This window comes from Devosia sediminis (genome assembly GCF_016411825.1).
Taxonomy (GTDB): Bacteria; Pseudomonadota; Alphaproteobacteria; order Rhizobiales; family Devosiaceae; genus Devosia; species Devosia sediminis.
This window is the reverse complement of sequence record NZ_JAEKMH010000001.1, coordinates 43605-55943: the sequence shown is the minus strand read 5'-3', so window position 1 is coordinate 55943 and position 12339 is coordinate 43605. Positions and strand designations below refer to the sequence as shown.

Annotated in this window: 11 protein-coding genes and 1 tRNA gene; 10 read left to right on the top strand and 2 right to left on the bottom strand. The window is 59.3% G+C overall.

Translation table 11 applies throughout. From position 1 onward, the window contains the following. Positions 1–54: 54 nt before the first annotated feature. Complete coding sequence (locus JEQ47_RS00265; RefSeq protein ID WP_198874389.1) at positions 55–624, bottom strand: helix-turn-helix domain-containing protein; 570 nt, start codon at positions 622–624, stop codon at positions 55–57. 261 nt (positions 625–885) lie between these two features. Here JEQ47_RS00265 and JEQ47_RS00260 point away from each other — a divergent pair, with 261 nt between their 5' ends. From JEQ47_RS00260 to JEQ47_RS00240, 5 genes are all read left to right on the top strand, one after another. Then, on the top strand, positions 886–2310 hold the full coding sequence (locus JEQ47_RS00260; RefSeq protein ID WP_198874388.1) for a mannose-1-phosphate guanylyltransferase/mannose-6-phosphate isomerase: 1425 nt from the start codon (positions 886–888) through the stop codon (positions 2308–2310). A 91-nt stretch (positions 2311–2401) separates the two neighbouring features. Continuing rightward, positions 2402–2477 (top strand) — tRNA-Thr (locus JEQ47_RS00255). A gap of 490 nt (positions 2478–2967) precedes the next feature. Next, complete coding sequence (gene wecB, locus JEQ47_RS00250; RefSeq protein WP_198874387.1) at positions 2968–4098, top strand: non-hydrolyzing UDP-N-acetylglucosamine 2-epimerase; 1131 nt, start codon at positions 2968–2970, stop codon at positions 4096–4098. Further along, a complete protein-coding gene (gene wecC, locus JEQ47_RS00245) occupies positions 4095–5345 on the top strand; it encodes a UDP-N-acetyl-D-mannosamine dehydrogenase (RefSeq protein ID WP_198874386.1) in 1251 nt (416 codons plus the stop codon). The genes wecB and wecC overlap by 4 nt, the downstream gene beginning before the upstream one ends. Positions 5346–5365: 20 nt before the next feature. Next, on the top strand, positions 5366–6175 hold the full coding sequence (locus JEQ47_RS00240) for a WecB/TagA/CpsF family glycosyltransferase (protein ID WP_198874385.1): 810 nt from the start codon (positions 5366–5368) through the stop codon (positions 6173–6175). Positions 6176–6200: 25 nt separating this feature from the next. Here the strand turns inward: JEQ47_RS00240 and JEQ47_RS00235 are convergent, their stop codons facing one another. After that, a complete protein-coding gene (locus JEQ47_RS00235) occupies positions 6201–7328 on the bottom strand; it encodes a glycosyltransferase family 4 protein (RefSeq protein ID WP_198874384.1) in 1128 nt (375 codons plus the stop codon). A 121-nt stretch (positions 7329–7449) separates the two neighbouring features. Between JEQ47_RS00235 and JEQ47_RS00230 the strand changes: the two genes are divergently transcribed. From JEQ47_RS00230 to JEQ47_RS00210, 5 genes are all read left to right on the top strand, one after another. Next, a complete protein-coding gene (locus JEQ47_RS00230; RefSeq protein ID WP_198874383.1) occupies positions 7450–7713 on the top strand; it encodes a spike base protein, RCAP_Rcc01079 family in 264 nt (87 codons plus the stop codon). Beyond that, entirely contained in the window at positions 7713–8702 is a 990-nt protein-coding gene (locus tag JEQ47_RS00225; RefSeq protein ID WP_198874382.1) for a hypothetical protein, read from the top strand. Before JEQ47_RS00230 ends, JEQ47_RS00225 begins: the two co-directional genes overlap by 1 nt. 149 nt (positions 8703–8851) lie before the next feature. After that, entirely contained in the window at positions 8852–10264 is a 1413-nt protein-coding gene (locus JEQ47_RS00220; RefSeq protein WP_236020672.1) for an oligosaccharide flippase family protein, read from the top strand. Further along, positions 10261–11175 (top strand): glycosyltransferase family A protein, encoded by a 915-nt coding sequence (locus JEQ47_RS00215; RefSeq protein WP_198874380.1) that lies wholly within the window; start codon positions 10261–10263, stop codon positions 11173–11175. Before JEQ47_RS00220 ends, JEQ47_RS00215 begins: the two co-directional genes overlap by 4 nt. Continuing rightward, positions 11172–12335 carry a glycosyltransferase family 4 protein gene (locus tag JEQ47_RS00210; protein ID WP_198874379.1) on the top strand — a complete coding sequence of 388 codons (1164 nt, stop codon included), beginning with the start codon at positions 11172–11174 and terminating at the stop codon, positions 12333–12335. Before JEQ47_RS00215 ends, JEQ47_RS00210 begins: the two co-directional genes overlap by 4 nt. The last annotated feature ends 4 nt before the right edge of the window (positions 12336–12339 follow it).

Here is a 12339-nt window from a genome sequence, read left to right as displayed (position 1 = left end):
TATCCATCATATCGGAATTGCAGTCAACGAACAGTGGAATTGCTGATGCTTGACCTATTCGTAGAGCAGAACCAGCAGCGCTCGCGCCGCTGACCTAGAGGTGTTGGATATTTCATGCTCCACATCGGCGCGATATCGGGCCGTCTCGCCTTCAGCGACGCTGCGGCTGGCACCCGCGCTGGCGATCTCCAGGCGACCGGCCAGCACGGTCAGATGTTCGCCGGCACCGCGCGCATGGGGTGCACTCTGAAGGCGGCCGCCGGGGGCGATTTCGATGTCATACCATTCCGATCGCCCGGCCATGCCGGGAGGGCTGAGGATCCGCAGCCTGCACAGGCCATCCTGACTGGTGATTTCGGGCGTGTGCCCCCTCGGGGTGACTTCGATCGGATCGCGATGATGCGGAACGGTGCTCGCCGCAACCAGATCGCTGAAGTCGATCCGCAGCGCCTGGGTCAGACTCCACAGAACGGCGAAAGTAGGATTGGCCTGCCGACGTTCGATCTGCGACAGCATAGATTTGGAGACGCCCGAGAGCGCGGCAAGCTGCTCGAGCGTCAAGCGGCGTGCCTTGCGCTCCCTCTGGATAACCGGCCCGATCTCCGGTGTGTCCTTGAAATTCATGGGCTTGGCATACTCGTATTGCTTCGCCGGTCAGATTGAGCAGAAACCATCGGCCCCGTCCATGTGAATTCTGCCAATGGGCAGGACAGCCAAATGCGGTCAAGATATCGGTAATTTCCGTATCAGAGCGGCAAGACAACGCGCCGCTCTTCGACCGCAGGTACCGCCACTGACTTGCCCGCAGGTACATGCGGCGACGGCGACATTGTAAACGGCATATTGTATACTTCTGGGTCTGGGGTACTGGGGGGTAGCTGGCACATGAGCGCCACTGTGGTTCCGGTCGTTCTTGCCGGAGGGCTGGGCACGCGGCTATGGCCCTTGTCCCGCGCCTCACGGCCAAAGCAGTTTTTGACGTTCGCGGGCCCCTTGAGCCTGTTTCAGAGCACCCTCGCCCGGGTCGACGACGCGCGCTACACCCCGCCCGTGGTCGTCACCAACAGTGAATATCGCTTTGTCGCCGGAGAACAGGCGGCCGAGATTGGTTGCCGCCTGGAAAGCGTGCTGCTCGAGCCGGTCGCCCGCAATACTGCGGCTGCCATCGCCGCGGCCGCGGTCCATGTCGCGCGACGGTTTGGCGACGATGCCGTGCTCCACGTGCTGCCATCCGATCATCAGATCAGGGCGGACGAGAGTTACTGGCGCGCCGTGGATGAGGCAATCCTGGCAGCCGCTATGGGGCAGTTGGTCACCTTCGGCATTCAGCCTACCCACCCCGAAACCGGCTTTGGCTATATAAAATCCGACGCCCAGGTTGGCGGCGCTGCGCGGGCGGTGACGCAGTTCATTGAAAAGCCGGAGGCCAGCCGGGCAGCAAAATTGATCGCCGACGGCGGATATTTCTGGAATTCCGGCATGTTCATGATGGGCGCGGGTTGTTTCCTCGCCGAAGCCGAAAAGCTGGCACCAGCCATCCATGAAGCCGCCCTGGGCGCGGTCTCCAGCGCCAGCGAGGATGTGGATTTCGTTCGCCTCGGCGAAAACGCCTTTATGGCAGCGCCATCCATATCGGTCGACTACGCGATCTTCGAAAAGACCGACCGCGCGGCCGTAGTCGCGGTAGACTTTTCCTGGTCGGATCTGGGCAGTTGGGACGCGGTCTGGAAAAGCGGCACGCATGACGGGGCCAGCAATGTCGCCCGGGGCCCGGTGACGCTTTCGGGCGTCTCCAGTTCGCTGGTCATCAGCGACCACGCCCATGTCGCTGTTTCCGATCTGGAGGACGTGACCGTCATCGCCACAAATGACGCTGTCTATGTCGGACGTCTGTCGCTGACGCAGCGGGTGGGCGACATTGTCGACCAGCTGCGCGCCCAGGCGCAAACCACCGCCCTGACCGAAACCCACCAAACCACCTACCGCCCATGGGGTGGTTATGCCTCGGTCCTGAAAGGGGACCGGTTCCAGGTGAAGCGCCTCTTCGTCAAACCCGGCAGAAGACTCAGTCTGCAAAAGCATCACCATCGGGCCGAGCACTGGATCGTGGTGCATGGCACGGCCGAAGTTACCTTAGATGGAGCGGTGACCGTCCTGACCGAGAATCAATCGATCTTCCTGCCGCTCGGCTGCCTGCATCGCCTGTCCAATCCGGGCCGAATCGAACTGGAGGTGATCGAGGTGCAGACCGGTTCTTATCTTGGCGAAGATGACGTCGTGCGCGTCGAGGACGAGTTCGGACGGGCCTGACAAACCGCACCACGATGGTCGGAACTGCGGCTGCGAACCGGAGGTCAATCTGGGTTGTCCTAGCCGACGCGCGATGATAGATCGGCTGCGCGCCGGTATAGCTCAGTTGGTAGAGCACCTGATTTGTAATCAGGGGGTCGCGGGTTCGAACCCTGCTGCCGGCACCACGCCCCTAGAAATATTCTTCAAGGCCGATACGTGACGGCGCCGATCCGTGCCACGCCCGGGTCACAGTTTCGGATAAAATGACGCATTCTGCCGGATCCCCGGCAGGAATCAGCGTGATACGTACACCAGTTCCCTCTTCGTCCAAAACCCAGTCCGCCGGCTGACAGCAATGCAAATCCAGAGGGGGCAAATCTCGCGCCGAAGTTTACCATCCCCGGAATTGGCGCTGGCTAAATTGTTCAATATGAACGATGTGCTAAGCGGTAAGTGGGAATACTAGTACAACCTAGATAGAGGCGCGCGCGAGACGCTTGCCGACTACTTTTGCCGCCGACTGTATATCAGGATTTCACAATGCGATGGAATGATGGTCCGCCGCCAGACGCAAGCAGCATGGCGATGCGCCCGAGAGTCGCTTGCTCATGTATGTCCTGACCGCGGCCCACAGTCGAGCCTCTAGTCGATAGTCCCAGCATATCGGAACACCAATTGAGCACCAAAATTCTGACCGTCTTCGGGACCAGGCCTGAAGCCATCAAGATGGCGCCGCTTCTCAAGGCCCTCGGTCGGCAGGACGGTATCGAATCCCTGGTCTGCGTGACTGCCCAGCATCGCGAGATGCTGGACCAAGTCCTCGACATATTCGGCATCCAGCCCGACATAGACCTCAACATCATGCAGGCCGGTCAGGGCCTGCCCTACATCACCTCGACCGTCATCGGCGAACTGACCAAGGTCATCCAGGAACTTCGCCCGGACCGCATCCTGGTTCACGGCGACACGACGACCACGATGGCTGCGTCGCTGGCCGCCTTCTATGCGGGTGTGCCTGTCGGTCACGTCGAGGCGGGCCTGCGGACCGGCAATATCAAATCCCCCTGGCCGGAAGAGTTGAACCGCCGCATCACCGGGACGATCGCCGACCTCCACTTCGCGCCCACCACCGTCTCGCGGGACAATCTGCTGCGCGAAGGCGTCAAGCCCGAGGCAATCGAAGTCACCGGCAATACCGTGATCGATGCTCTGCTTCTTGCCGCCGGCGAGATCGAAAACAGCGCCGCCATACGCAGCCGGCTTTCAGCCGCCCTGCCATTCCTTGCCGACGCCAAACAGCGCGGACAGCGCATCGTCCTCGCCACCGGACACCGGCGCGAGAACCTGGACGGTGGCCTGACCGCAGTGTTCACGGCACTGGCTCGCCTCGCCGAACGCCCGGACGTGACCGTGGTCGTGCCGGTCCACCTCAATCCGATCGTCAGGAACGAGGCTCAGAGCATCCTCGGCGACAATGCCGGCGTGCACCTCATCGCGCCGCAGGACTATCTCGCTTTCGTCCACCTCATGGCGCAATCCGACCTCATCATCACCGATAGCGGTGGCGTGCAGGAAGAGGCCCCCTCCCTGGGCAAACCCGTTCTCGTCACCAGGGACACAACCGAACGGCCCGAGGCGATCGAAGCCGGAACCGTCAAACTCGTCGGATGTGACGAGGAAGAAATCGTCGCCCAGGCCAGTACGCTGCTCGATGACCCCGCGTCGTACGATCGCATGAGCACGGCGACTAACCCCTATGGAGACGGTCGTGCCAGCGACCGCATTGTTTCGAGGCTGCTGCAATGAAGTCGATTGAACGCATTTCCGTTGTCGGCATGGGCTATATCGGCCTTCCGACCGCCTGCGTGTTTGCCGATCGCGGCATCGATGTATGCGGCACGGACGTGAACGCATCCGTCGTGGAACGGATCAACGCCGGTGAGCCTCATATCGTCGAGCCGAACCTTGGCGTGCTGCTGCGTCAGGTGGTCGAGTCCGGAAAGCTGCGCGCTTCGACCGAAGTCCAGCCGGCCGATGTGTTCATCCTCGCCGTACCCACGCCGTTCCACAAGAACGAAGGCAAGCACCAGCCCGACCTAACCTATGTCGAACAGGCCGCACGCGCCGTCGCACGGGTGCTCAAGAAGGACGACCTCGTCATTCTCGAATCCACGTCGCCGGTCGGCACGACGGAGCGCATGTGTACCTGGATGGCCGAAGAGCGCCCGGATCTCAGCTTCCCCACGCAGGTCGGCGAAATGTCCGACATCCGCGTCGCGCACTGCCCCGAGCGCGTGCTGCCCGGCAAGATCCTCGAGGAAGTGGTCAACAATGCCCGCGTCGTGGGCGGCATCACCCGGAAATGCGCCCAGCTTGCGCTGCAGGTCTACAAGATCATCTGCAAGGGCGACTGCTGGGCCACCAATGCCCGCACCGCCGAATTGGCCAAGCTGACCGAGAACGCCTATCGCGACGTCAACATCGCCTTCGCCAATGAAATGTCGCTGGTCTGCGATGCGCTCAACATCAATATCTGGGAGCTGATCAAGCTCGCCAACCTGCATCCGCGCGTCAACATTCTGCGCCCCGGCCCCGGCGTGGGCGGCCATTGCATCGCCGTCGACCCCTGGTTCATCGTCGACAGCGCGCCCGATGTGACCCCGCTGATCAGCGCCGCGCGCAAGGTCAATGACGGCATGCCGGACGTGGTCTGTGCCAAGGTCGCCGACCGCGCCAGCCAGCTCAAGGAGCCGGTGATCGCTTGCCTTGGCCTCTCCTACAAGAAGGACGTGGACGACCTGCGCGAAAGCCCCGCCGTTCAGATCGTCGAGACGCTCGCACGCGACAAGGTGGGGCGTGTCCTCGTCGTCGAGCCGCATATTTCGAAGCTGCCGTCGTCGCTGTCCGACCTCAATCTCGAACTCATGGATTTCGACGCAGCACTGGCCGAGGCCAATGTCGTCGTGCTGCTGGTCGATCACATGAGCTTCGGTCACGTCGATCGCGACCTGCTGAAAGGCAAGTTCGTCATCGACACCGTCGGCATGTGGTGAGCGGGCACGAGAGGCGGAAAATGCAAGTGACGGCAGAATTCCACGGCGGCGACGGGCAGGTGCTGCGCCGCCGCCTCGGGCTCGACAAGCTTCAGTTCGAGTTTTTGGGTTCGCCCATGGACCCGCTGACGATGGACCAGACCATTGCGGTGATCGACGAAGCGCTGGCCGAACGCATTCGCCTCAAGCATGTCGTCGTCAACGTCGCCAAGCTGGTCAACATGCAGACCGATCGCGCCCTGCATGCCGACGTGGTGAGCAGCGACCTCATCAATATCGATGGCATGGGCGTCGTCTGGGGCGCCAGGTTGGCCGGGCATAAGGTGCCCGAGCGGGTGGCCGGTATCGATCTCATGGACCGCGTGCTGAAACTTTGCCATGAAAAGGGCTACCGCCCCTATATCCTGGGCGCCAAGCGCGACGTTCTCGAACGCGCGGTGGCCAATATCAAGGCCCGCTATCCCGGCCTGGTCTTCGCAGGCTATCGCGACGGATATTTCGGCCGTGACGAAGAGCGATCGGTCGTCGACGCCATCGCCCAGTCCAAGGCGGATTGCCTGTTCGTCGCCATGTCCAGCCCCGCCAAAGAGCGGATCACCGAGCAGTACAAGGAGGAGCTTGGCGTCAGTTTCCTCATGGGCGTCGGCGGCTCCATCGACGTCATGTCCGGCAGCACCAAACGCGCCCCCGACTGGATGCAGAAGACCGGCCTCGAATGGCTTTACCGGGTGATGCAGGAACCGGGGCGCATGTGGAAGCGCTACCTCGTGACCAACAGCAAGTACCTCTGGCTGGTGCTCAAGGAAGCGGTAACCGCACGCGCGCCGTGAACCTTTTTGCCGGCAGGTCGCGGCGCTACCGGCGCCCCGACCTTTCGTGGATGACGTCGAGATAAACAGCTTCGAGCCGCGCGCGATAATCGCGAATGTCGTAGTGGGCGAGGAAGTCGGTGCGCGCCTGGCCAGCCAGCCGGTGCCGCAGGACCTCGTCACTGCAGACGCGCGCCAGGCCTTCGGCGAGCGCCTTCGCATCGCCAACCGGCACCAGAAGACCGTTGACCCCGTCGCGGATCACGTCTTCCACCGCGCCAACCGGCGTGACCACCGGGCAAAGCCCGTACCCCATGCCCTCGAGCATGGAAAGCGGCAGGTTTTCGACATGGCTGGGCAGCACAATGATGCTGGAGTCCTCGAGCAGCGCGGCCACCTCTCCGCCATCAACCCAGCCGGGGAAAGTCACCCGTGACGCCAGACCCAGTTCCGCGGCCCGTTGCCGATAGGTCTCCACCTCGCCGTCGCCGGCAATGGTGGCGGTCCAGTCCAGGGCTTGCATAGCCGGGGAAGCCAGTGCCTCGAGCAATTCAGGCACACCCTTGTCCGGCCCGATCCGCCCCAGCAGCAACAACCGCGCCCCGTCGCGTCGGGCCGGCAGGGTCCGTGGACCCGCAACGGCGTTTGGCAACACGACGATCCTGCCTGGAGGCACGGCGAGTTCCCGCGCCACGAATTCCCGCCAGACGCTGCCCAGGACGATGACGCGATCGGCCTTGAGGAAGAACGACCTTATCAGCCGCTTGAGCACGGTCGGCGCGCGCTCGAGAAAGGTCGGGTAGCGGCCACCATGGAGGTGAATGACATAGGGCACCCGGGCGGCGCGGCACATAAACGCATAGCAAAGCTTGCGGATCGTGCTCCCCCCTGTCGAAAGGTTGATGTGGCACGCATCAATCCTGTTCGCTTTCAGCACTCGCCAGAAGGCGAGCAGCTTCTGCGGAAAGCGCAGCATGGCGCGCGCCTGGCCGTCATGGGACGGGAAGAACATCAGGTCGGCCCGCACCAGACCCTGCGTTCCGTTCTGCATCTGCTCAAAGAGCCGGGCGATACCGCCCTGCTGGTCGGGAACGAGAATGAGGACGCGCGGGACGGCCGGCGGTGCGCCCAGCGGCACGGGCGGGACCGGCACCATGAATTCAATCCTGCGCATCGACGCTCCTTTTCAACACTGCTGACCTTTAGCCGCAGTCAAAATCCGGGCCACTTATCCCCGCAGCGATGAGCTAACCCATAATTGATTGCGCCTTCATTATTGAGACAGGACCTCGCGCATGATCGACAAATTCCAGTCACTTACTGCCGGCTTGACAGCCCCGGCCAGCAACGCCTTCGCCATTACGCCCAATAACGCCACCGACCTGCCCGCGATTACCCGCGCGCTTTATGTCGGCCTTTCGGGCGATGTCGCGCTCATCATGCAGGGCGGCGAAGCCGTCACCCTCACCAATGTCATGGCCGGCACCATGCTGCCGCTGCGCGCGGTGCGCGTGGCTGCCACCGGGACGACGGCGCAGAATCTCGTGGGCCTTTACTGATGCAGATTGCCCTCAGCAACGCGGTTGCCGCGCAGCGCGTCCTGGCCAGCAGCTTTTCCGGCGCCAGTGTCGTGCTCGATTTTACCCGCGGCCACGCCATCTGGAATGGTGCGTTTGGGCCGCTCGCGGCGCGTCTCACCTGCAATCGAGACGCCGCCGCGCTGGCCCCGGACACGGGCGGCGCCTTGCGCAGCTTTCCGGCCAACACCCTGCGCTGCACCTCCCGCGGCCTGCTGGTGGAAGAAACGCGCACCAATTTCGTGCCCAACAGCTTCACTCCGGCGCCGACCGACCTGGCCCTCGCCGCCGGCACCTATACGGTTTCCGGCCTCGGAACCGGGACCGTCTCGCTCACCGGTGCCGCCACCGGCACGGCGACCTCGGCCGCCTCCGTGAGTTTCACGCTGGCCGCCCCCGGCAGCGTCACCCTCACGCCCTCGGCGGGGGTGACCTTCATGCAGCTCGAAAACGGCGCCTTTGCCACCAGCCCCATCGCCACGGGAGCAACCGCTGCCACGCGCGATATCGACCGGATCACCTTTTCCAGCGTGAGCTGGTTCGATCCGCAGAACTGCACGTTGCTGGTGGAGTGGGAACAGGTGGCACCGGCGACCGGCGCACAGACCCTGGTCCGCTGGCAGAATGCAAGCTTCGGCAGGCTGCGCTCCGGCAATTTCGTCGTCGCCCAGGTCAACGACGCCTCGGCCAACCTCATCTTCAACGCCGGTTCGCCCGGCGGTCCGGCCCCATCAGGCATCCACCGCCTCGCCGCCGCCCTCGCCCCCAACAACATGGAAGTCGCCTGGAGCGGCTCCCTGGCAAGCGGCGTAGTCGGCTCAAGCATCGACACCAGCGGCACCCCGGCACCGGGGGCGACAACCTTTCTAGTTGGAGCTGCCTCTACAAGCGAATGCCTAAACGGATGGATAAGGAGGCTGGTCTTCTGGCCGGCTCGCCTCACTCAACCACACCTATTTAGTGTTCTTTAAGACACATTGATGTTCTAGACTCGAGCGTAGCTCTGCTTTGACTGTCCCGGGACACCAAAATCGTGACAGTTTGCCGAGCTCCCCGCTGAGGATGTATTTTGAAATCTGACGTAGTCAAACCGGGCAAACGGGCAACATCCCTAGGGGCGATGTGCCTGATATATAATCAAGTAGTAACGGCACTATCTGGAGTTTATATTGCATCCCATTTAGGACCAGCTGAGTATGGTGTGGTGTCTTTAGCGCGTACTGCACTAGTAATACTAGCTACGATAGCTCCACTAGGTCTAGACCTTTCACTCCAAAGGTACCTTGCATTTGCACCGCCAAATAGCCTTCAGAGGTATCAAGTCAATCTTCTGCGACTAACCGTATTACCGCTATCTGTCTTGATCATTCTCGCGTGCACCGCTGGATTCGGATCCTACGCTGAGGCAACGTGGTTCCCAAATTCCGGGTTCTCGGCAGTTCTGACCATAACCATGTTGGCCCTGCCGCCGCTAGTTGATCAAGCTGTTTTGGGCGGAGCTTTTCGCGGAATTATGAACCCGCTTCCTAGCCTCATAGCCAGCTATGCTGTTCAGCCAACAGCACGCTTTATCCTGGCCTTGATTTTGTTCCAAGGTGGCGCGTCTGCGTTGGACGTGGCTTACGCGACTTCAATGGCAGCAATTTTGTCGGCAGCTACAGTATGGATCATAGCCGCGAGGGCGTTTCCGGTAGGTAGAAAAACATTCACGCTCAATGCCGATATAAAACAACTTTTGCTATATTCCCCCATCCTCGCCATCTCCATGGTTGTCACGACCATTACACGATCGACCGACGCCTTAACGCTTGGCGTCTTTAGCGGGACCACAGACGTAGGTATTTACAATGTTGCACTACTAATTGGCCAACTCATTGTTGTAGCCGGCGCCGCACTTGGGCAATCATTGCCTGGGCAAGTGGCAAACGCCTACAAGAGTAACAAGCCAGCAGATGTCGAAACCCTTCTAAAAAACACTGCGCTGTTGGCGTCCGTCTTCGCTGCCCCGGTCTACGTCGGCGTGGCCCTTTGGGGCAATCGAGCAAGCTTAGTGCTGGGCGCCGCTTTTGAGATCGACGCAGTGGCCCTTACGTTGATTTGCAGCACACAGTTCGCATACGTAATTTTCGGCTTCGGAGGTCTCGCGCTCTCCATGACCGGTCATCAAAATCCGGAACTGCGAATCCTATTGGTTGGTATGGTTATCCAGATTTTCGCTAGCTTGCTGCTGGTTCCACATTTTGGAATTGGCGGCGCGGCTGTAAGCAGTTTGACGACCACATTTTCTATCCTTTTCATGAGAGGGATAGCCGTCAAAAGACTGATTGGCATATCGTCAGTACCGATATATGCGCTGCTGCCGCCGATTGTTGCTGCAGCTTTGGGACTTCCCATCTTTTTCGTCACCAGGGAGTTGACGCAGACATCGTTGGCTTGGACCTGCATCGCCGGCACAGCCTTCGTCTCGATTTACTTTGTCGTCATCCTTTTAGGACGACCATTGGTGCTAAAGAGACAAGGGAAAATCACTTGAACGAGAAGAACGTCACAGTCCTAATTCCAGCGAAAAATGCAGCAGCGACGATAGGGGACACCCTCGTCTCTATTTCCGCGGTTGCCGAATTCGTCAAAGAAGTAATTCTGGTGAATGATAGGTCAACCGATTTGACCAATGATGTCGCCAAGCAAACCGCCACGCGTCTATCATTGCCATTGTGTGTCTTGGAGAATTTGGGAACTGGCGTTTCGTCCGCTCGAAATACGGGACTCCACCACGCCACGGGAGACTTTATCTACTTCCTCGACGCCGACGATCTCCTATCCGAAGAGGGGTGGCGAGTTGCGCATCAACAGCTGCTAAAGAACGAGAACTTTGACCTTGTGATCGGAGCATGCATCGACAGGGCTGGACACACTGAGAGCATTCACTCTCCGGGTAGCTATACTGACAGCCCGTTGAAGAACCGGGATCGGTACATCTCATTCAGCATGCCGTTGATCCGAACTGGGAGTGCGATAGGCCGGAGCAAATATCTAGCGACGGAAGAATTTCCAACGAATTTAGGCATTGGAGAGGACACTATATATTGGTCAAAAGTTATTTCAAGAACTCGTGTCAAGACGATAAACGAACCTATGATGGTTTACAGTATAGATCAAAATAGATATGTAGACAGAATCGCTTCTTACGGCCAGCAGTACATGGAATCATTCTCCAGATACCTGATGACGTTTGTACCACCACTGCCTAAGGAGGTAGTAAGATCTTCAAAGATGGCGATGGGTCTTCAAATCGCCCGCAGACTACACTTTGCTGGAAAATCCGAGATATCCAAAACTGTACTCACGCTGAGCGGACGATCGAAATTACGGTCTCAGTGTCGCATCTGGTATTGGAATCTGCGCACGGGGAAGTTCAGGGCAACGGCCCGGCAAGTCCCATGACCCCTCCCTTCGCCCAAAAACACATTGTAATATTTGTGTCTACCATGGCCTATGGCGGAGCTGAGCGTCACGCGCTGAACCTCGCCAAGCACCTGCAGCAGCGGGGTTATCGATTGACTGTCCTGGTTTACTCGAACCACGCGGGAGGGGGACTTGAGAAGGAGGCTGAGCGCCTCAAACTGGTGTTTCTTGGGTTTCGTGGCATTCCCACGATGAAAGAGTTTCAGGAGTTGCGGACGTTCTTCGTTGATAACCAACCGGACGTGGTATTTACGGTAAATGAAACTACTAACGTAGTGGCATCCGCCGCCAAACTGGCAGGATCACTGCGAGGAACATTAATAAATATACTTCACAGCTCTCCGGGCCTCATATATTTCGCGCATAACGATACATCTTTTAAGAAGTCTGCGATTAGCCTATTAAGATACTGGTCGTATAGGATTTCTTTGAAGCTATCGGATACTCTGGTATTTGTCAGCGACACACAAAAGGCCGAATGGACCAAGCGAAAACTGACCATTACCCCAACTAAGGTCATTCGCAACGGTGTTGACATTAACTACTTCTCGCCCGCCCCTGACCTTGGTGGGAAGGTGAGAAATGAACTGGGAATTAGCCCTCAGACGATAGTTGTCACACTGGTAGGAGCTTTTCGGCCAGAAAAAAACCAGGCTCAGCTCGTTCGCGTCGTAAGCCGCCTACGAGACCAAGGTTATGACGTTGCCGCCATTTTCGTCGGAACTGGGCCAGACTTTTCGACTGTTCAGAATCTCGCCGTACATCTCACCGTTGAGCGACACTGCTTTTTTATTGGCGCCAAGAGTGACGTTCGACCGTATTTGAACGCATCGGACTTCGGCATCCTGTGTTCAACGTCAGAAACACTTTCATTAGCCGCATTGGAGTTCCTCGCCAGTGGAGTTCCTATGATTTTATCCGACGTAGGCGCGGCAAAGGAATTGGTCGAAGAGGGAGTCAACGGTTTCGTCTTCCCCACGGGCGACGACGATGCCCTCTGTGAGATACTTACAAAAGCTATCGTCGACGGTACGCAGGCCAATATGCGGCACAAGGCTAGGGAATCCGTCGTGGATAAGTCGCTCGCACATCAGTATGATAGCTTTGATCGACTAATAGAACAATCGATATCGAATTAGCTCC